Origin of the sequence: Mesorhizobium kowhaii, assembly GCF_042431665.1 — a bacterium.
Taxonomy (GTDB): Bacteria; Pseudomonadota; Alphaproteobacteria; order Rhizobiales; family Rhizobiaceae; genus Mesorhizobium; species Mesorhizobium kowhaii.
Window position 1 is genome coordinate 216,929 of the sequence record NZ_JBHLYT010000044.1, and the last position, 21,190, is coordinate 238,118.

A 21,190-nucleotide genomic window follows, 5' to 3' on the forward strand; every position below is an offset into this window, starting at 1 on the left:
CGATTCAGTGCCGGAACCGTAAAGGCAGACCGGGCAAACGAAAAGCCCGGGACGATTGGACCAAGGCCCGCCATGCCTGTCGAACGACAAAAAAAGACCGCCGTGGTGGAGGGGGAACCACGGCGGTCTTCTACTCGAAACGATGCGGCAGCCCGGAGAGGGGGGATAGGCTGCCGCAAGTGTCCGGGATAGGCGGGGGACGGGCCTTGCTCCGGACTCGGCGAAAACTGCCGATGACCCTTATTTGTGTCTTTGAACGTGGCGATTCAAGGGCATGAAAATTACACTTTTGTAACATGGGCGTGAGCAGGCCGACCCGCAGCCATTCTGTCAGGGTGTTGCCGGAACCGGTGGGTGCCGGTGCCTTTGGCATGGACCGCAGCATCGAGCCGCGCTATCCCTGCCGACATGAAAAAAGGCGATCATCTCTTCCTTATCGACGGCTCCGGCTACATCTTCCGTGCCTATCATGCGCTGCCGCCACTGACCCGCAAATCCGACGGCTTGCCGGTCGGCGCCGTTTCAGGCTTCTGCAACATGCTGTGGAAGCTGATGCTGGATGCCCGCAACACCGATGTAGGCATTGTGCCGACGCATTTCGCCGTTATTTTCGATTATTCCTCGAAAACCTTCCGCAACGATCTCTACCCTGAATACAAGGCCAACCGCTCGGCGCCGCCGGAAGACCTGATCCCGCAATTCGGCCTGATCCGCCAGGCGACCAGGGCGTTCAACCTGCCTTGCGTCGAGATCGAAGGCTACGAGGCCGACGATCTCATCGCCACCTATGCCAGGCTCGCCCGCGAAGCGGGCGGCGACACCACCATCATCTCCTCCGACAAGGATTTGATGCAACTGGTCGGCGACACGGTCGGCATGTACGACCCGATGAAGGACCGCCAGATCGGCATTCCGGAAGTCATCGAGAAATGGGGCGTGCCGCCGGAGAAAATGGTCGACCTGCAGGCGCTGACCGGTGACTCCGTCGACAATGTACCCGGTGTGCCCGGCATCGGGCCGAAGACGGCCGCGCAGCTGCTCGAGCAGTTCGGCGACCTCGACGGGTTGCTGGCCCGCGCGAGCGAGATCAAGCAGGACAAAAGGCGGGAATCGATCATCGCCAACACCGACAAGGCGCGCATTTCACGCCAGCTGGTGACGCTGAAGAATGACGTGCCGGTGACCGAGGGGCTGGACGACTTCGTCCTGCACGCGCCGGACGGACCGAAGCTGATCGGCTTCCTCAAGACCATGGAATTCACCTCGCTGACCCGCCGCGTGGCGGAAGCGACCGGCACCGAGGCCGGTGATGTCCAAGCCGTTGCGGTGACCGTCGAGCGCGCCGATAGCGCGCATGGGCCTGATGTTGGATCGGGAGCGCCGGCCGTTGCCCGAAGCGCGGCCGGCACCGAACTGGGCCAAGCTGGCGGAGCGACAACCACACCGGCGACGGAAACGCCAAAGCAAGGCGACACCCCTTCCCTGCTCGCCGCGCTCCGGTTGGAGAGCGCGGCCACCCGCAAGATAGATACGTCAGCCTATCACTGCATCCGCGATGTCGCGACCTTGAAAGCCTGGGTCGCCGAGGCGACCGAGACCGGCCTTGCCGCTTTCGACGTCAGGGCGACGTCGGCCGATCCGATGCAGGCCGAGTTGATCGGCATGTCCATCGCCACCGCGCCCGGCCGCGCCGTCTACATTCCTTTTGCCCACAAGAGCGGCAACGGTGACCTGCTCGGTGGAGGCACGGTCGAAAACCAGATCCAGCTTCGCGAGGCGCTAGCCGTGCTGAAACCGCTGCTGGAAGACAAGTCGGTTCTCAAGATCGCGCAGAACCTGAAATACGATCTTGTCGTCATGAGCCGCTATGGCATCGATGTCGCGCCTTTTGACGACACCATGCTGATTTCCTATGTGCTCGATGCCGGCACCCCTCATGGTCACGGCATGGATTCGCTTGCCGAGAAATGGCTTGGTCACACCCCTCTCCAGCTCAAGGACGTGACCGGCTCCGGCAAAAGCTCCGTTGGTTTCGATCAGGTCGGCATCGACAAGGCGACCGCTCATGCCGCCGAAGACGCCGATGTGACGCTGCGGCTCTGGCTGGTGCTGAAGCCGCGGCTTGCCGCCAAGGGGCTGGTGTCGGTCTATGAACGGCTGGAGCGGCCGCTGGTGCCGGTACTGGCGCGCATGGAACAGCGCGGCATCTCGGTCGACCGGCAGATCCTGTCGCGGCTCTCTGGCGAACTGGCGCAGGGCGCCGCTCGCCTCGAAGAAGAAATCTACCAACTCATCGGCGAACGCATCAACATCGGCTCGCCAAAACAGCTCGGCGACATCCTGTTCGGCCGCATGGGCTTGCCCGGCGGTTCGAAAACCAAGACCGGGCAATGGTCGACCTCGGCGCAGCTTCTCGAAGACCTCGCCGCCGAAGGCCATGAACTGCCGCGCAAGATCGTCGACTGGCGCCAGCTGACCAAGCTGAAATCGACCTATACCGACGCGCTGCCGGGCTTCATCCATCCGGACACCAAGCGCGTCCACACCTCCTACGCGCTGGCAGCGACGACGACGGGCCGGCTGTCATCATCCGATCCGAACCTGCAGAACATTCCTGTGCGCACCGCCGAAGGCCGCAAGATCAGGACCGCCTTCATCGCCGACAAGGGCAACCGGCTGGTCTCGGCCGATTACAGCCAGATCGAGTTGCGGGTGCTCGCCCATGTCGCCGAAATCCCGCAACTGCGACAGGCCTTCGCCGACGGCGCCGATATCCATGCCATTACCGCGTCGGAAATGTTCAACGTGCCGGTAGTGGGCATGCCTTCGGAAATCCGCCGTCGCGCCAAGGCGATCAATTTCGGCATCATCTACGGTATTTCCGCCTTCGGCCTCGCCAACCAGCTGTCGATCCCGCGCGAAGAGGCCGGCAATTACATCAAGAAGTATTTCGAGCGTTTTCCCGGCATCCGCGACTACATCGAAGAGACCAAGGCCTATGCCCGCGAGCATGGCTTCGTCGAAACGATCTTCGGCCGCCGCATCCACTATCCTGATATCCGCTCGTCGAACCCGTCGCTGCGCGCCTTCAACGAGCGCGCCTCGATCAACGCCCGCCTGCAAGGCACCGCCGCCGACATCATCCGCCGCGCCATGGTGCGCATGGACGAGGCGTTGGAAAAGGCAAAGCTGTCGGCCCGCATGCTGCTGCAGGTGCATGACGAGCTGATCTTCGAAACGGTCGAGGCGGAAGTCGAGGCGACGATCCCCATCGTGCGCCACGTCATGGAAAACGCGGCGATGCCGGCGGTGTCGATGTCGGTGCCGCTGCATGTCGACGCCCGCGCCGCCAACAACTGGGACGAGGCGCATTAGCGCCAACTCAAGGTGTGTTGAGATTCAGGTCAGGCCGAGCCGGAGTCGAAGACGGGCGCAAAGCGACCAAACTGGATGGCTCCCGAGAACCGGAGCGGCGCGTACTTTTGGGCACGTGAGCACTGGAAGCGCAGGGAGCCACCACTTACAGACCGGCATCACCTGAATATCAGCGCACCTTAAGCAGCCTGCGCCAGGCACTTGGCACACGTCCCGCGAAATTCGATCACCGCCTTCTTGGCGGCAAAGCCCGTCGAGCGGACCCATTCGTCCAGCCGGTGGTCGACATCGTGATCGGACATTTCGGTGACTTGCCCGCAGGTGTCGCAGATGGCGAAGGCGGTCATCGAATGGCTGTGGTCATGCGGCTCGGCGCAGGCGACGAAGGAATTGATACTTTCCAGCCGGTGCACGAAGCCGGACTTCACCAGCGTGTCGAGCGCGCGATAGACCTGCAGCGGCGCGCGAAAACCGCGCTCGCGCAGCTGGTCGAGCAAGGTGTAGGCGCTGAGCGGCCCGCTGGCGGCCTCGAGTTTCTCGAGCACGCACAGCTGGTTCTTCGTCAGCACATCCCTTGCCGCCATGATCCTGTTTCCAACCTGTCTTGCGTCGCTTGCGCATCATTTCCGCGCGCAAACGATCCCTGTCCATCCAGATAGCGACGAACAGGCATTTTTGCTACTGTTTCCAACATCTCTGCCCGGGAGGCTATCGAGAACGCCTATCGTCGACCGGAGTGGGATAACAGGCGGGCTGCTCTGCGATGCAACATTCAAAATACTGACAAAATCCTCGGCAAGAGTTGCCGCGCTTGGGAAATTCGATCGGGCTTGGGGAAGCAATCATGATCAAATTGACGCGGCGGACGCTGCTGGTCGGCACGTCCGCGCTGACGATGGCCGGGATGGTGTCGTTCAGGACCATGGCTGCATCGCGCACGTATCATGCGCTGCTGGTCGCCTGCACCGAATATCCGAACCTGCCACAGAGGAACTGGCTGATCGGGCCGAAGAACGATGCCGGCCTCGTCCACGAGTACCTGTTGAAGAACGTGCCCGACCCGGTGCGGTTCGCGCCCGAGAATGTCACGCTGCTGGCCAAGGACGTCCCGGGCGCCAATGGCTTGCCGACCCATGCCGCGATCAAGGCCGCGCTGGCCGACCTCGCCGCAAAGGTGCAGCGCGACGATTTCGTCTATCTGCACCTGTCCGGTCACGGCGCCCAGCAGCCGGAGAGGGTCAAGGGCGACGAGACCGACGGGCTCGACGAGATTTTCCTGCCTGTCGACATCGACAAATGGATAAACCGTGATGCCGGGGTGCCGAATGCGCTGGTCGACAACGAGATCGGCGCCGCGCTCGACGCCATCCGCAACAAGGGTGCCTTCGTCTGGGTCGTGTTCGACTGCTGCCATTCCGGCACTGCGACCCGCGCCGTCGAAGTCGACGACGAAATGGAGCGCAAGGTCGAGTTCGCCGACCTGGTCGGCGGCAGCGAAGCCGAGCGAGCCGCTGCGATCAAGGCCTATGACGAGGCGACATCCGCCGCAGGCTCGCGCGGCGTCGACGACAACGGCACGCGCAAGCCCGCCTTCAACCTGACGCCAACCGGCGGCGAACCGATCACCAAGGGCAAGCTGGTCGCCTTCTATGCCGCCCAGACGGTGGAGACGACGCCGGAGATGCCGCTGCCCAAGGGCACGACGGATGCACCACGGTTCGGTCTGTTCACCTTCACCATCCTGTCGAAACTGGCCGAGAATCCCAATATCACCTATCGCCAGCTCGGCCAGGCCGTGCTGCAGCAATATTCGGCCGACAGCCGCACGCGGCCGACACCGCTGTTCGAAGGCGAACTCGACGCACGCGTGTTCGGCACCGACAAGACGGACGCGGTCATGCAATGGCCTGTTGTCATCAAGGACGGCGACGCGACGATCGGCGCCGGCGTTTTGCATCGCCTCACCCCCGGCAGCAAGCTCGCCATCCTGCCGTCGGCGCTGTCGCAACTTTCCGACGCGGTCGGCTATCTCGAGGTGCAGTCTGCCAAGAACCTGGAGAGCCGCGTCAAGCCGGTCGAATTCGACAACAAGCCGGCGCTCAAGCTCGCCGACATCCCCACCAATGCCTATGCGCGAGTGGCCGAGATCGCCGTCGACTACAAGCTCGTTGTGGCGCGGCCGGCGGCGACCAAGGGACTTGAGAAGGAAACCGCTCTGGTCAATTCGGTTCTCGACGAACTGGCCACGGCCAAGGAGACCGGCTTCAACATCGAACTGGTCGACCCCGGCATGAGCGCCGAGCTTCGCTTTGCGGTGATGCGCGAGAATGCCATTGCCGGCGCCGCCAAGGACGCGACCGACAAGCCGGCGCTATGGTTCCTGCCAGCCTCAGGCGACGTGACCTTGAAGGATGGCAGCAAGCCGCCGGTGATCATCATCCACATGGATGACCGGAAAAAGCTGGTCGAGGCGACAACGAGGAATCTGCGCACCATCTTCCGTGCCACCGGGCTTTCGCGGCTGGCGGCGGCCTCCGATTACAAGCCCGAGGACGTCGACGTCCAGTTCCAGGTCAAACGCCGTGACAAGGACGGCCTCGAACCGTTGCAGGCTTCCGTGGTGCCTCGCGTCTCGCCGGGCGACGAAGTGCATGTGCTGGCAAAGAACGGCTCTGATCTGCTGGTCGACATCAACGTGCTCTATGTCGGCAGCGACTATTCGATCACCCACATCGTTGCCGAGCGCCTTGCGCCGCAAGCCACGCTCGAGGAGGGGCTGCTGGCCTTCACCGACACCAGCTTCGGCATGGAAAGGATGATCGCGGTTTTGACCGAGGCGCCGCCGGAGAGCGAGAAGGAGGATCTGAGCTTCCTGGCACAGGATGGCGTTGCGTCCATGACGCGCGGGCTAGGCCCTGCCAGCTTCACCGACATGCTGACCGATATCGGCATGGCGCCGGCAACCCGCTCGGTGATGCGGCTTGCCGACAAGAGCGGCCCGAAGGGCGCGGTGATGATCTTCCCGATGGAGACGGTGCCACGCGCCTGAGCGAATGCCGGCACAAGAGCCGGCTCTTGCGCGATCGGCGCGATATGAGAACATTCCCGGCAGGCGCAATGGCGCATGATGGCCGGATGAGGCGGATAGGATCGATTGTGAAGAATTCTATTTTTTCCTGGCGTGGAGCGGTGGCCGGCCTTGCTGGTGGCCTGCTCCTGATCGCCAATGCTTCGGCGGACGAGGCCTGCGGTCTTTGTGTCAAGCAGATCGTCACCAACTCGGAACTGGCAACCTGTTTTCTCGAACAGTACGACCAGATCGCCAAAAGCAGCAGCGGCGCCGTTGTCGTCGATCTCAGCAACTGCGCCTCGCGCGGCGTGGTCGAGGCGTTGCCGTCGCCGAACAAGGGGGCGGCGGAGCCCGACGTGCAGTTCATGATTTCGCGCCTGCAGCTGGAATGCCTGAAAAAGAAGCTGGAGGCGCCAGGCATCGTGCTGGATCCTTCCGCCATCATCGATCTGGACAGCTGCCAATGAAAAAACCGGCGGGCAACACCAGGCAAACGGCAGCTGCCGCACCCGCAAAGGCGCCAGCCACGGAGCCGGCTTTGCCGGAAACCACAGAGGGTTTTCCCTGGCCGAGCAGCCACGAGATCAAGAAGGAATCGAACCCGTTCACCGACCGTGACTGGCGCATGCTGGTCTATGCCTGGTCGGGTATGCTGGTGCGCTTGGCCATCATCTTCACCTTGATGTTCTCGATCTACCAGTTCCTCGCCAACCAGGAGCAGAAGCGCGTCGAGCAGACCATGTCGCTGGTTGAGCTCTGGGAAACCAAGGACTACCAGCAGGCGCAAAGGGCGCTGAAAGATCGCCTTGCGGCCCTCAACGCCAAATACGACAATCTGCTCAGCGCCAACCCCTCGCCGACCGAGGAGCAGGTGTTCCGGCAGCGGATCGGCATCGAGGCGATGACCGCCAGCGGTGGCGACATGCCACTCGCCGATTTCAGCGAAAATTTCGACCGCATTGTCTATTTCCTCAACCGCCTGTCTTTCTGCATCGACGGCGATCTGTGTTCGCGCAAGGTGACCGACGCTTATTTCCGCGACTATGCCGTCTCGTTCTGGAGTTATTTTGCCGGCTATGTCGACAAGCAGCGCAAGGCGGGTTCACCCACTTTCGCCACGGCGATCGAGACCTATGTGCGCAATGGGCAGCCCGCGGCCGAAGTCAAATAGCCATGGGAGGAGCAGCTCGCCGCCTCATGTGTGCCTGCTGCTGGCTGGCCATGGCCGGTGCGCTTGCTGTCGCATCGGCTGCTCACGCCGAAGAGGCGGCCGACTTCCACCTCGATCTCGACACCGGCGGTCACAGTGCGCAGGTCACCGACCTCGCCTTCACGCCCGACGGCGATGACATCGTCTCGGCATCGAACGACAAGACCATCCGCATCTGGGATTGGCAGAGCGGGGTGACACTGCGCACCATTCGCGGTTATCTCGGCAATGGCAGCGACGGCAAGATCTTCGCGGTCGCGGTCTCGCCGGATGGCAAGACGATCGCCGCCGGCGGCTATTTCGGCGCCAGCCTCGGCGACAAGCCGCCTTATGGCGATGTCAGACTGTTCGACTTCGCCACCGGCAAGATGAAGGCCGTGTTGAAGGCCGCCGACTACGCGACCTACGACCTCGCCTTCTCTCCCGACGGAACGATCCTGGCCGCCGGTGGCGCCGACGGCGTGGTCTATCTCTGGCGGCTGGACGACAAATCCGTGACCGGCTGGACGCTGGACAAGAAGCTCGATGCCGATTCCTGGCACATCGACAAGCTCGCCTTCGTTGCCGCGGGGACCCGGCTGGCGGCGACCACGACCGACAACGGCATCCGGCTCTGGGACGTCGCGAAGGGCGAGGAGATCGCCTTGCCGGCCGAAGCCGAGCCGCTGCGGGATATCAGTGTCATGGCGCTGGCCGTGTCGCAGGATGGCAGCCTGTTTGCCACCGGCAGCAAGGACGGGCTGGTGCAGCTCTGGCACGCTGCCGACGGCACGCTGCTGCGCGCCATGCCGAAGCAGGATTTCCTCATCGGCTCTCTGACCTTTGCCAAGGGGTCGCGGCTGGTCGCCTCCTGCGGCTATCGCTGCGCCGACAGGCATCGCTCCATCGTCTGGAACACCGACACCGGCGAGAAGGCGCTCGACTACACCGGCCATGACGGCACGGTCTATGCCAGCACCGCCAATGCCGACGGCTCGCTGGTGGCGACAGCCGGCGGCACGCGCAACGCCATCCAGGTCTGGGACCCCGCAACCGGCGAGCGCAAGGCCCTGCTGCAGGGAGTGGGCGAACCGGTGACCGCCGTCGGCATCGATACGGCGAACGACGTCATCGCCTGGGGCAATGCCAACCCTTGCCCCGAGCGCGTGTCCTGTCCGGAGGAACAAGGCGCACTGGACAACAGGTTGGTGCTGCCCACCGCCGAGCGTTTCTTCGACGACCCGCAGCCGCTTGCGGAGCCGGACTCGTTTGCCCGCGCCGCGTCGACAGACGGCCAGTGGTCGCTGCGCACCAGGGAGGGAGGCAAGGACGCGCTGGAAAACGCGGTGCTGGAGATCGCCAATGGCGGCAAAATGGTGCGCAGCATCGAGAACGATGCCACCAAAGGTTTTGTCCATTCAGCCTACACGCTGATCGACAATGGCCTTGGCCTGATCACCGGCGGCAATGACGGCACGCTGATCGAATACAGGACGGCGACCGCGAAACTGTCGGGCGAATTCACCGGCCATACCGGCGAAATCAACACTATGGTGGCTTCCGAGAAAGCCGGCCTGCTGGTTACCGGCAGTGCCGACCAGACGCTCAGGCTCTGGAATCTGAAGACGCACGAGCTGATCGTGTCGATGTTCTTTGCCGGCTCGCAATGGATCGCCTGGATGCCGCAGGGCTACTACTATTCCTCCGATGAGGGCGACAAGCTGATCGGCTGGCAGGTCAACCAGGGCCGCGACCATGAAGGCCGCTTCATCCGCGCCGGCCAATTGAAGAAATATCTCTGGAGCCCGGAAATGGTGCGCCGCGCGATCATCCTCCGCAGCGCCAAACAGGCGGTCAAGGAGATGCGGCCGGGCGTCGACAATGAGCTGCAGAAGCTGCTGCAGCGCAAGCCGCCGGAATTCGACATCCGCCTCGCCGAAGACCAGAGCAAGGTCCGTGACGGTTATGTCGCCGTCGAGATCACCGGGGCCAGGCAAGCCGGGACCGATGTCGCCGGCTTCTCGATCCTGTCGAACAGCCGCAATGTCGGCGACGTCACCGCCCGCTCGGTGGACGGCAACAGCACCATTGTCGAGATACCGGTCGAGAATGGCGAAAACACCATCCGCATCACCGGCACCAACGAATTCGGTTATATGACCGAACGCAGTGTGACGGCGCTGGCAAGAAAGACCGAGAAGGCCGAGGCCAAGGGCAAGCTCTATGTCGCGGTCATCGGCGTCGACAAATATCCGTTCCTGACCGACGCCTGTTCGGGCCACGCCTGCGACCTGCGCTATCCCGTCGATGATGCCACCGAGTTTCTCAAGGTGATTTCGCAGAAATCGGCACCGCTGTTCTCATCGATGGAGACGCTGGTTCTGGTCAACCGTGAAGCGCTCGACGAGGCCCCCGACAAGGCCAAGCAGACCTACGCCGTCGCCAGCGCCGACACCGTCATGGAGCCCGACTCCGACACAATTGACGACCAGCTTGCCGATTTCCTCGACAGACCGGGCGAGCACGACACCACCATCACCTTCGTCGCCGGCCACGGCATCAACATCGACGAGGACTATTATTTCATCCCGACCGACGGCCGCAAACAGGATGCGGAGCGCTGGAAGCGCTCCTCGCTTGTCGACTGGTCGGACATCCAGAAATCGGTCGAGCGGGCCAAGGGCATGCGCTTCATGCTGCTCGACACCTGCCATGCCGCCAACGCCTTCAACCCGCGCCTGGAAAAGGACGCGCAGGACGCGCGCATCGTCGTGTTTTCGGCCACCGCCGCCAACAACACCGCAGCCGAACTGCCCGAACTTGGCCACGGCGTGTTCACCTATTCGATCCTCGAGGGCCTGCGCGGCAAGGCCAGGACGTCCGACGGCGGCGTCACGCTGTTCGGCCTTGCCGACTACATTTCACGCGAAGTGGTGCGGCTGACGTCGTCGAAGCAAAAGCCGTTCTATTATGTCGGCGGCGTGGAGAACATTGTGCTCGCCGAGCCATGAGGGGACTAGGGCTGCGCCCAGGCAAACTGCCGGTCAACGTTCTGCTGACCTTGATAATTATTCTGCTCGCCCTCCCTCCCTCTAAAGCTTTTGCCGTGCCTGTCGTATGCCCGCAAGGCACCAACAACTTCCCGCCCTTCTACGACGACGCCACGCTGTTCAAGGATGCCATCGCCAAGGTCGCGGATGTCGAGCCTTCCAACCAGCGGCTGACCGGCATCACCGTTCCGCATCACCTTCTGGCTGCCGACCTGGTGGCGCTGGGTTTCCGGGCGGCGTCCAGCTTCCGCTACAAGCGGATCGTCATCCTGTCGCCGGACCATTTCCACAAGACGCACAAATTGTACGCCACCACGCTGCGCGGCTTCGATACCGTGCTTGGCCCGGTGGCGGCCGACGCGCAAGCGGTGCGCCAGCTCGAAACGCACGGTGACATGGTCGAGGAGTCCTGCCTGTTCGACAAGGAGCATGGCGTGCGCGCCATGCTGCCTTTCCTGCACCATTACTTCCCCGAGGCGAAAATCGTGCCCGTCGCGATGTCGGTCAAGGCGCGGCGCGGCGACTGGGACAGGCTGGCCGAGGCTCTGAAGCCGATCGTCGACCAGGACACGCTGATCGTCGAATCCACCGACTTCTCGCACTATCTGCCGCAGCACGACGCACGGCGCTTCGACCAGCAGACGCTGAACATGCTGGCCGCCGGGTCGCTCGACGGCATCGCATCCCTTCGCCAGCCGGATCACGCCGATTCCGTTGGCGCGCTCTACATCCAGACCAGGCTGCAGCGCGAGTTGTTCGGCGCCCAGCCGCTGGTCGTCGCCAATGAGAACTCGCAGGAGCACACGTCGGACTATGTCGAGCGGACCACCAGCAATGTGGTGGCGCTGTTCGGCGCCTTCGCTCCCGGCTTCAACAACCCGACGCGACCGAAGGACAGGATCTACTATCTCGCCGGCGACGTGAATTTCGGCCGCGCGATGAAGAAGATTCTGGTTCGCGACGGCGTTGCCGACCGGATCGTCGACAGCGTTCTGGCCCTCACCGGCTCACGGCCGCTGATCGTCAACCTCGAAGGCGTCATCCTGCCCAACGTGCCGGAAGCGATCGACGATATGACGCTGGCGATGCCGCAAGACCTGGCTGTCGACATGCTGAAGAGGCTACATGTCGCCGGCGTCGGCCTCGCCAACAATCACGCCTATGATCTCGGCCCGTCAGGATATGCCGAGACGCTGCGCGCGCTGGACGAGGCCGGCATTGCCCATTTCGGTCAAGGCGAGACGCTGGCGCTTGCCGATCTCGATCTTGTCGGCCTGACCGACATCGACACCAACGGCTCGAAGAACACCGACCTGCTCACCCCTGCCCTGCTTGACCGGCTGCTGCACGAGGATGCCGAGCGGCCGGTGGTCGCCTTCGTCCATTGGGGCCGCGAATACAAGACCGAACCGTCGGCGCGTGAGGACATGCTTGCCGACCAGATGCGGCTGCGTGGCGTCTCGGCCATCGTCGGCGGCCATCCGCATGTGTCGAGTGAGGCGATTGTCCCGCTTGCCGGCGGCGATGTGGCGGAGGTCTATTCGCTCGGCAATTTCCTCTTCGACCAGAGCGCCGAGCGGTCGTCGGGATCGATGCTGGAACTGCGCGTCTTCGCCCAGGGCACAATCTTCACCCGGCTTTTGCCGCTGCCCAACTATTTCGAGATGGGCCGGAAATAGTTAGCCGCAGCCGACCATGTCGCGCGGCAGGTAACAGGCCGCCGGCTCGGTCTTGGTCTCGAACAACGACTGTTTCGGCCGGAAGTAGAAGAGGGTCACCGGCTTGCTCTCGCGCACGCTGCCGTCGGCAAAATGCGCGGCGATGCTGAAGCTATGGATCGACGACATCGACGACCACATCTTCAGCCGCGCCGTGTAGGCGCTGATCTTCTTGTTGCCACGCACCGGCATGGCGATGGTGTAGTCATGCTTGCCGATCGGGAACTCGATGTTCTGGTAGCGCATCGCTTCCGGCGTGCCACCGCCGCCATCGCCGCATTCGGCCATCGCTTCCGGCGTCTCCAAAACCGCCATGGTGATGGAGGTGCGGAACGGCTCGCTCTGCTGGTAGACATGACCTTCGTCATCCGCCCAGGAATAGTCGAACTTGCCGATCGCATTCAGCGTCATCGCCTGCTGCATATTGCCAAGATAGTCGGCGACCTCACCGAACTTGATCTTGTTGGTCAGCTGGCTGCGGCAGACATTGAGACTGTCCACCGAAGGACAGGGAAACCGCCCCGTCTCCAGGCTGGCGGTGTCGACGCCGGCCTCTGCGAGCACGCTCTTGATCGACACGTCGACGCCTTCGCCAAAACTGCCGACGTCCTTGCTGAACATGCGGCTGGGATCACCGGTCGGATTGCCTTCGTCATCGATCGTGGTGAACTGGATAGACATCTTCATGTCATTGGCGTCACCCCAGCCATTGTTGACGATCGAGAAATCCGGACGGAAGCCGACGCAGCCGAAATGCTCCGATATCGACAGCATCGGCTTGCGGTAGGCATCGCTGGCGGCGACCTTCATTTCCAGACTGTCGAGCTTGACCCTGGATTGGTCTGATGTCTTCAGGTCGACCTCGGCAAAGGCCGGCGCGTCCTCCCAGTCCTTGCCTTCATAGACATTGCTGGTGGTGACCTGGCCGGTGCCGTTCCAGCTGTCATTATACTGGTCCGCCTGCGGATAGATCGCGATATCCTCATCGCGCGCCAGATGCTGGTACTGCATATCGGATTGCTGGGTCATGCGCTGGTCGACCGCGACGCCGATCTCGACCTTGTCGGCGTCGCCGCCGCCGGTCTGCGCCTTGAGCAGCCCGCCGACCCTGGCATCGGCCAGCACGTCGGGGCGGGAGCCACCAACCTGCTTGCCCATTGCCCATTGCGACTCGTAGACGGTGCCTCCGGCCAGTCGCGTGCGGCCCTTGCCGTTCTTCAACCCGTCGACAAATGAGCCGGCAAATATCTCGCCGGTCTTCGACAGCAATCGGCCTTCACCATTCGGCACGCCGGCGACGAACTGCCCCTCATAGCGGTTGCCGTCGGCATCGACATGGATGCCCTTTCCGTTGAGTTCACCGGCCAGCCAATGCCCGTCGAAAACCTCGCCCGAGCGCAGCTCGAGCCGGCCTTGCCCGTCGGGCCGGCCATTCCGAACGTCACCGAAATAGCTGGAATAGATGGTTTTGGGATCATAGCTCGCCGAGCCGCGCACCCGCCAGACCAGCCTGCCCTTGCCGTTGATGGTGCCGTCTTCGGCGATCGTCCGGTCAGGTGACTGGCCGGCCGCCGGCTCCCAGACGAAGTCGAGATTCTTATCCGGATGAAAGTCCCACACACGGACCATCCTGCGCAGCACCGAGCGCGTGTCTGCCTGGTAGAGGATCTGCACCCGTACCGCCCACGCGCCACCGGCAGGTGCGGTCGCCGGATCGGCGAAAGCCGGTGAAAGGATCAACGCGGCCAGCATCGATGCGGTCGCGATCCCGAACACTGCCCTTGCCCGCGCCATCCCTTGAGCCCCTTTGGATGCCAACCCCTTGGCCCCTTAAGCGTAGTCGGCGAGCCGGCCTCGTGCAAGAGAAGCCGCATGGGAAGCATCAGCATGAAAAAGGCGGCGGGATTGCCCCGCCGCCTTATCTCCACAGTGAATGCGCAGCGATTATTTATACAGGCTGTTGATCCACTGGATGTTGGCGGCGTTCAGGCGCACGGCGGTGTTCGCGTCGGGGCTTTCCGCCACGTTGACACCGGTGATGATGCGCTGCTTGGAGTTGTTGTCATAGGCATAGACCGAGCTGCCGCTCGACCCCGGGAACGTGTCGCAGTCATACTGGAAATATTCCGGGGCGATGTTTTCGGCGTGCACCTCGCAGTTCGCCTTCCACATCGTGCCCATCGGCTTGTCGCCGGGATAGCCGACGAGGTTGGCAGTGAAGTCCCCAAGATCGTCATAATTGGCATAGCCCAGCCAGCCGAGGTTGGTGCCGACGTCCTGCTTGAGGGTTATGATGCCGAGATCCCACGGGATGACCGAACCATAATAGCCCTGGTAGTTGTCGATGAAGCCCTGCAGCACATAGGCGCTTTCAAAGGTGAAGGCACCGAACGGTGCGTCGTCGGCAGTGCTGCCGTTGAGGCCTGGCACGAACAGATACTCGGAGAGCCAGTCCTTGTCCTCATGGCTGTAGAGGCAGTGCGCCGCGGTGAGCACGGTACGCGGGCCGATCAGCGTTGCCGAGCAGCTGCCATAGCTGCCTGTCTTCGCCGATTTGGCTTCGAGATATCCGATTGCCGAGAACGGATAGGTCTTGGTGTTCTTGACCTGCTCGCGATCGTCGGCGCCGAAAACCTGACGACCGGCTTCGCCCTCGCCAAGGTCAGGATCTTCGGTCTTGCGCGGAGCCGCGTCTTTTCCGTTGGCCGGCGCATTCAGTTCCTTGATGATAAGGTCCCGCAACGCTTCGCTCGGCTCGATCTTGATCTCCTTGCCATCGGCGGAACGTCCGACGATGCCATAGGATTTGACAGCCGTTGCCTCGTCAGCAAGCGGCGCAGCGCGGCTGTCTTCGTCAGTCAGCTTCGGCGACGCGATTGGTTTTGCCCGCCCGGGCTTGTAGTCGCCTGAAGTTACGTCCCGCATGCTTTCACCATTACCGGCGCTGGCGGAGCCAGGATCGGCGGCGAAAACAGGGACTGTCCACATTGCAGTGGAAAGCAATGCGGACGCAATGATAGCGTTTGTCAGTTTTGTCATGGTGAGACTCTCCCAAAAGTCAGCAAGGACTGGATCAAAATACAGAAATATTGTCGAGATCGTGGTGAAGTCGAAAAATGAGTTTGGTTACCGGTACCTGAACCTGATCATCACCCCATGCGGTCTGTCGAAGGCCCCCGCCAAAGACATCCGCGCCGGTATACTGCCTAAATTAATACAACATTGGAATGACAATTCGCTTCCACGTAGCCCGTGGGGGGCTATAGGGTTTTGAACGGGTTCCGCACGGGAACGCAATCCGCGAAGCAACGCCTGACTTGCCGGCGACTGTTTCGTTGATCATGCGCCGGGGGCTGGCTCGTTCGGGAACGTGTCTCAGGAGGATTTCAGGTGCACATCATCCATCGGTTCAGGCCGATCGCCGCCGCGTCGGCGTTCGCCATCGCCTCGGCTCTTGCCACCGTCAGCGCCAGCCAGGCGGATGACACAGCCAGGCCCGAAGCGGCGGTCTCGCCGATGAAACGCGTTGCAGATGCCAAGGCGAAGGCTGCGGCGGAAAATCCCGACGGCGCCGATCGCGTCTATGGCGGCAACCAGGCCGAAAAGGGCGCCTATCCATTTCAGGTCGCGCTGCTCACCACCGACAGGCTGGACGAGAACCCGGCCTCGCAGGCCAACGCACAATTCTGCGGCGGCAGCCTGATCGCGCCGCAATGGGTGCTGACGGCAGCCCACTGCCTCAACGACAAGGGCCAGCCGATTTCGCCTGACTCCGTCACCGTGCTGACCGGCGCCACCGATCTCAGCGAGGGCAAGCGCCACAAGGTGGTGGAGGTCATCGTCAACGAGGGCTACAGCGAGCAGACGCTCGACAACGACCTCGGCCTGCTCCGGCTTGCCGAACCAGCCGACGCGCCGGTCATCAAAGTCACCCGTGACGCCACACCCGATGCCGGCAAGACCACCGTCACCGGCTGGGGCAAGATGGAGGATGGCACTTTTCCAACCACACTGATGGTTGCCGACCTCGACCTGCAGCCGAACCAGGCCTGCAACAGCGGCATCAAGGCCATCTATGCGCATGATCTGAAGGCCGCCCTTGGCGATCTCTCTCACCGTATGCGTTATTCGGAGAAAGGCATCGACGCGGCCGCCACTGCGATTGCCGCCGACATGACCGACCCGCTGACCGGCAACATGATCTGCGCCGGCACCACCAGCGGCGTGCGCGATGCCTGCAATGGCGACAGCGGCGGCCCGCTGTTCATGACCGGCGCCGACGGTCCGGTCCAGGTCGGCGTCGTCAGCTGGGGCGAAGGCCCGGCGGACGGGAGTGCGGCCTGCGGCCACAAGGACGCCTACGGCATCTACACACGGCTGGCCAACTACACCGGCTGGATCGAGGCGAAGATGAAGACCCCAGCTCCAGCGCCGACCAAACCCAAGGCGGGACTAGGCACCGCCCAGAAACCAGCCACACCCTGAAGCGAGAGCATTTCGCTTCACATGAAAAACGGAGGGATGGGTTCCCGCCGTTTTATTTTGCCAGCTTAACGAGCGAGCTTACTTTCTCGGCGGACCTTTGCGCTCGGCGGAAGCCGCCCACAGGTTGATGTCGGACTCGCGCGCATAGCTATCGATCTCGGCAAGTTCGGCATCGCTGAAGTCGAGCACCTTGAGCGCGCCAACGCAGTCCTCGACCTGCTCCGGCCGGCTGGCGCCGATGAGTGCCGAGGTCACCTTGCCCTTGCGCAGCACCCAGGCCAGCGCCATCTGCGCCAGTGTCTGGCCGCGCTTGCCGGCGATGGCGTCGAGCGCCTTGATGTTGGCGATGGTCTTGTCGTTGATGAACGCCGTCTTCAGCGACTTGCCTTGTGAGGCGCGGCTGCCTTCGGGGATGCCGCCAAGATATTTGTCGGTCAGCATGCCTTGCGCCAGCGGCGAGAACACGATCGAGCCGACGCCGAGCCCTTTGAGCGTATCGAGCAGGCCGTCTTCCTCCACCCAGCGGTTCAGCATCGAATAGCTCGGCTGGTGGATGACGCAAGGCGTGCCAAGCTGCTTCAAGATATCGGCGGCCTCACGCGTGCGCTGCGAATTGTAGGACGAGATGCCGGCATAGAGCGCCCTGCCCGAGCGCACGGCATGGTCGAGTGCGCCCATCGTTTCTTCCAGCGGCGTATCGGGATCGAAGCGGTGCGAATAGAAGATGTCGACATAGTCGAGCCCCATCCTCTTCAGGCTCTGGTCGAGGCTGGCCAGCATGTATTTGCGCCCGCCCCATTCGCCGTAAGGCCCAGCCCACATCTCGTAGCCGGCCTTGGTCGAGATGATCAGCTCGTCGCGATAGCCGGCGAAATCGGTGCGCAGGATCTCGCCGAAAGCGGTCTCGGCCGAGCCGGGCGGCGGGCCGTAATTGTTGGCGAGGTCGAAATGCGTGATGCCGAGGTCGAAGGCCTTGCGCGCGATCGCCTGCTTGGTCTTGTGCGGTGTGTCATTGCCGAAATTGTGCCACAGCCCCAGCGAGATCGCCGGCAGCTTCAGGCCGGAGCGACCACAGCGGTTGTAGATCATGTTCTCGTAGCGGTTTTCGGCGGGGGTGTAGGGCATGGGAAAATCCTCAAATGGAAGCGAGCCAGTCGGCTGCCATCACGACAACGCGGCGAGTCGGCTCTGCCCCTCACCCTTACCCTCTCCCTGCCGGAACGGGGAGAGGGTTGAGGTGCGCGGTCTACTTCTTCTTCGCCAGCAGCGCCTTGGCTTCCTCGACGCCAAGTGCGGCCGGCCGTTCGCAACTGGTCTGCATGGCGACGAACTTGCCGGTTTCACCGGAGCGCAACAGGCCGGTCATCACGTCGACGGCATGCAGCGCGAGTTCCATGGAGCAACGGTGCGGCCGGCCTTCCGCGATCGCCACCGCCATGTCGGCGAGGCCGGCGGTACGGTAGTTGGCCATCATGCCTTGCGAATGCATCTCGTTGGGAACGCCGAACGGGTGCTTCCATTTCGGCAGCTTCTTGACCGGCTTACTGTCTTCGGTGAAGCGCACGTCGCCGCCGAAGAAATTCGGATCCGGCACGAACACCGTGCCCGCCTCGCCATACAGTTCCATCGGCGCGTGACCATGGGCCCAGACGTCCCAGCTGGTGTTGAGCGTGATCACGGCGCCGTTCTCGAACTCCAGCAAGCCGTGGATGGTCGTCGGTGTGTTGACCGGGATCTTTTCGCCCGCGCGCGGCTTTGAGCTGATGGTGCGTTCCTTGGCTGGCGTCGACGCGAAGGCTGCGACCTGTTTCACCGGCCCGATCAGCTGGATCAGATTGGTGATGTAGTAAGGCCCGATGTCGAGCACCGGTCCTGCGCCCGGTTGGAAGAAGAAGTCAGGATTGGGGTGCCAGTGCTCCATGCCGTGGCCCATGACGTGGCAGGTGCCGCTGGTGATCTTGCCGAGTTTGCCGGTGTCGATCAGGTCGCGGACCAGCTGATGCGCGCCGCCCAGGAACGTGTCGGGCGCCGAACCGATGCGCAGGCCTTTCGCCTCGGCGCGTTTCTTCAGGTCGAGCCCTTCCTTGACCGACAGCACGAAGGGCTTTTCCGAATAGACGTGCTTGCCCGCGTCGAGCACCTGCTTCGACACCTCATAATGTACCGCAGGGATGGTCAGGTTGACGATGATGTCGATGTCATCGGCCTTGAGCATATCGTCGACGGTTTCAGCGCGCAGCTTGAACTCCTTCGCGCGCGCCTTCGCCGCATCCATGTTGATGTCGGCGCAGGCACGCATCTCGATGCCGCGAAACAGCGGCGCCAGCGAAAAATACGCCTTCGAGATGTTGCCGCAGCCAATGACGCCGATGCCAAGTTTCTTTGCCATGCTGATTGCTCCTAGTAGGTCTTGACGGCTGCGATCGAGCGGCGGGCGAAGCGCTCGATGTCGTTCGGGTTGTCCTGTTCCATGACGTAGTATTGGGCCGCACTCTTGGCGCGCAGCACCTTGAACAGGCCGGCCCAGTCGATCGTGCCATGGCCGACATCCGACCAGCCATCCTCGTCCAGCCCCTCACCGGGCTTGGCCATGTCCTTGACGTGAACAGCGCTGATGCGCTTGCCATGTTTGTCGATCCACGCCAACGGATCGTCGCCGCCACGCACCACCCAGGCGACGTCCATCTCCCAGCCGATGTCGGGTGCCGCCGTGAGGATGAGATCCTGCGGCACCGAGCCGTCGGCGAGCTTCTTGAACTCGAAATCATGGTTGTGCCAGGCAAAGCCGTAGCCGGCCTTCTTTGCGGTCTCGCCGACCTTGGCCAGACGCTCGCCGAAACCGCGCCAGCCGGCCGCATCGGATGGCCGCTGGTCGGGCATCAGAAAAGGACAGATGAGCAGTGTGATGCCGAGCGCGTCGGTAATTTTGCGCACGCCGTCGAAGTCGTTCTCGAGCGCGTCGATCGAGAAATGCCCGGTCGGCATGGCGAGCCCGTTCTTGTCGAGTTCGGCGCGGAAGGCCTTGGGATCATCATAGACGCCACCGAAGCCTTCGACCTGGGTGTAGCCGAGCTTGCCGAGCGTCTCGAGGACGCCTTCCCAGGGCTGGAAATTGCGGGCGCTGTAAAGTTGGAATGACCAGTTCATCGTCTCTGTCCGTTCTGCTTGTGGATTGTCGTTGGGAGAGTGGTTCTCGGAAGCTAGATGCGGTTGCCGGTTGCGCTATCGAAGAGCGAAGCGCGCATCGGATCGAAACCGACCGTCACCGCCTCATCGTTTTCGGGCGTGCGTTCCGAGGTGACTCGGACGCTGAAATTCTGCTGGGCAAGCTTGAGCCAGACCAGCGTGTCGGAGCCCATAGGTTCGACCACCTCGACATTGGCGGCTGTCGAGAACGGCCAGCCCGTGCCACTGTTCAGGCTCACATGCTCGGGCCTGATGCCGAATACGGCCGGGCCGGGAGCTGGATGCCCGGCAAAGTCATAAGTGCCGAGCGGAATCTTGAGAGTGTCGGCCACGAACCGCCAGCCGCCGTCCGCGTTCTCGAGTTGCCCATCGATGAAATTCATCGCGGGTGAGCCGAGGAATCCGGCGACGAAGCGGTTGACCGGGCGGTTGTAGATGGTCTGCGGCGCATCGAGCTGCTGGATGATGCCACCCTTCATCACCGCAATGCGGTCGGCCAGCGTCATCGCCTCGATCTGGTCGTGGGTGACATAGATCATGGTGTTCTGCAGCTTGCGATGCAGCAGCTTGATCTCGACGCGCAGCTCGGCACGCAGCTTGGCGTCGAGATTGGAGAGCGGCTCGTCGAACAGGAACACGTCGACATCGCGCACCAGCGCCCGTCCGATCGCCACGCGCTGGCGCTGGCCGCCGGAGAGCGCCGCTGGTTTACGCTGCAGCAGCGGCTCGATCTGCAGGATCTCGGCCGCCCGCGCGATCCGCTTGGCGATCTCGTCCTTCGCTGTTCCAGCGACACGCAGGCCGAAGGACAGGTTCTTCTCCACCGTCATTTGCGGGTAGAGTGCATAGGACTGGAACACCATGCCGATACCACGGTCCTTGGGTTCTTCCCAGGTGACGTTCTTGCCCTTGATGAAGATGCGGCCTTCGGAGACGTCGAGCAGGCCGGCAATGCAGTTGAGCAAGGTCGACTTGCCGCAGCCGGAGGGGCCGAGCAGCACGATGAACTCGCCCTCGGCGACATCGAGATTGAGCGTCTGCAACACCGAGACCGCACCGAAATTGAGCGACAGGTTCTGAATCGAAACGCTGGTGCCGTTGGCTGCCGTCATCGCCA

At 62.7% G+C, this 21,190-nt stretch carries 15 protein-coding genes; 8 read left to right on the plus strand and 7 right to left on the minus strand.

Going from position 1 to position 21,190, the window contains the following annotated elements; translation table 11 throughout:
- Window positions 1-408 precede the first annotated feature (408 nt).
- Window positions 409-3,375, plus strand: a complete 2,967-nt coding sequence (polA, locus tag ACFFNA_RS25210) for a DNA polymerase I (protein WP_378922610.1) — start codon at window positions 409-411, stop codon at window positions 3,373-3,375.
- 179 nt (window positions 3,376-3,554) lie between these two features.
- Here the strand turns inward: polA and ACFFNA_RS25215 are convergent, their stop codons facing one another.
- Window positions 3,555-3,959, minus strand: coding sequence for a transcriptional repressor (locus ACFFNA_RS25215; protein ID WP_378922472.1), 405 nt, complete (start codon window positions 3,957-3,959; stop codon window positions 3,555-3,557).
- A gap of 260 nt (window positions 3,960-4,219) precedes the next feature.
- On the opposite strand from ACFFNA_RS25215, the gene ACFFNA_RS25220 reads away from it, so the two are divergent.
- From ACFFNA_RS25220 to amrB, 5 genes are all read left to right on the plus strand, one after another.
- Entirely contained in the window at window positions 4,220-6,424 is a 2,205-nt protein-coding gene (locus ACFFNA_RS25220; RefSeq protein ID WP_378922474.1) for a caspase family protein, read from the plus strand.
- Between the two features lie 107 nt (window positions 6,425-6,531).
- Window positions 6,532-6,912 (plus strand): hypothetical protein, encoded by a 381-nt coding sequence (locus ACFFNA_RS25225; RefSeq protein ID WP_378922476.1) that lies wholly within the window; start codon window positions 6,532-6,534, stop codon window positions 6,910-6,912.
- Window positions 6,909-7,616 carry a DUF4760 domain-containing protein gene (locus ACFFNA_RS25230; protein WP_378922478.1) on the plus strand — a complete coding sequence of 236 codons (708 nt, stop codon included), beginning with the start codon at window positions 6,909-6,911 and terminating at the stop codon, window positions 7,614-7,616. The genes ACFFNA_RS25225 and ACFFNA_RS25230 overlap by 4 nt, the downstream gene beginning before the upstream one ends.
- Before the next feature lie 50 nt (window positions 7,617-7,666).
- Entirely contained in the window at window positions 7,667-10,645 is a 2,979-nt protein-coding gene (locus ACFFNA_RS25235; protein WP_378922480.1) for a WD40 domain-containing protein, read from the plus strand.
- Window positions 10,646-10,740: 95 nt separating this feature from the next.
- A complete protein-coding gene (gene amrB, locus ACFFNA_RS25240; RefSeq protein WP_378922482.1) occupies window positions 10,741-12,363 on the plus strand; it encodes an AmmeMemoRadiSam system protein B in 1,623 nt (540 codons plus the stop codon).
- Here the strand turns inward: amrB and ACFFNA_RS25245 are convergent, their stop codons facing one another.
- A complete protein-coding gene (locus ACFFNA_RS25245; protein WP_378922484.1) occupies window positions 12,364-14,196 on the minus strand; it encodes an MORN repeat-containing protein in 1,833 nt (610 codons plus the stop codon). It abuts the gene before it with no gap.
- A gap of 150 nt (window positions 14,197-14,346) precedes the next feature.
- Complete coding sequence (locus ACFFNA_RS25250; protein ID WP_378922486.1) at window positions 14,347-15,327, minus strand: trypsin-like serine peptidase; 981 nt, start codon at window positions 15,325-15,327, stop codon at window positions 14,347-14,349.
- Between ACFFNA_RS25250 and ACFFNA_RS25255 the strand changes: the two genes are divergently transcribed.
- Together ACFFNA_RS25255 and ACFFNA_RS25260 are read left to right on the plus strand one after the other, a co-directional pair.
- Window positions 15,326-15,676, plus strand: a complete 351-nt coding sequence (locus ACFFNA_RS25255) for a hypothetical protein (protein ID WP_378922488.1) — start codon at window positions 15,326-15,328, stop codon at window positions 15,674-15,676. The genes ACFFNA_RS25250 and ACFFNA_RS25255 overlap by 2 nt on opposite strands.
- 116 nt (window positions 15,677-15,792) lie before the next feature.
- Window positions 15,793-16,887: a S1 family serine peptidase gene (locus ACFFNA_RS25260; protein WP_378922490.1), complete on the plus strand. Its 1,095-nt coding sequence runs from the start codon at window positions 15,793-15,795 to the stop codon at window positions 16,885-16,887.
- A 78-nt stretch (window positions 16,888-16,965) separates the two neighbouring features.
- On the opposite strand, the gene mgrA is transcribed toward ACFFNA_RS25260, so the two are convergent.
- The 4 genes from mgrA to ACFFNA_RS25280 form a co-directional block, all read right to left on the minus strand.
- Entirely contained in the window at window positions 16,966-18,012 is a 1,047-nt protein-coding gene (gene mgrA, locus ACFFNA_RS25265) for an L-glyceraldehyde 3-phosphate reductase (RefSeq protein WP_378922492.1), read from the minus strand.
- Between the two features lie 121 nt (window positions 18,013-18,133).
- Complete coding sequence (locus ACFFNA_RS25270) at window positions 18,134-19,276, minus strand: Gfo/Idh/MocA family protein (RefSeq protein ID WP_378922494.1); 1,143 nt, start codon at window positions 19,274-19,276, stop codon at window positions 18,134-18,136.
- Window positions 19,277-19,287: 11 nt separating this feature from the next.
- On the minus strand, window positions 19,288-20,034 hold the full coding sequence (locus tag ACFFNA_RS25275; RefSeq protein WP_378922496.1) for a sugar phosphate isomerase/epimerase family protein: 747 nt from the start codon (window positions 20,032-20,034) through the stop codon (window positions 19,288-19,290).
- Between the two features lie 53 nt (window positions 20,035-20,087).
- Window positions 20,088-21,185 carry an ABC transporter ATP-binding protein gene (locus ACFFNA_RS25280; RefSeq protein ID WP_378922612.1) on the minus strand — a complete coding sequence of 366 codons (1,098 nt, stop codon included), beginning with the start codon at window positions 21,183-21,185 and terminating at the stop codon, window positions 20,088-20,090.
- Window positions 21,186-21,190: the final 5 nt, after the last annotated feature.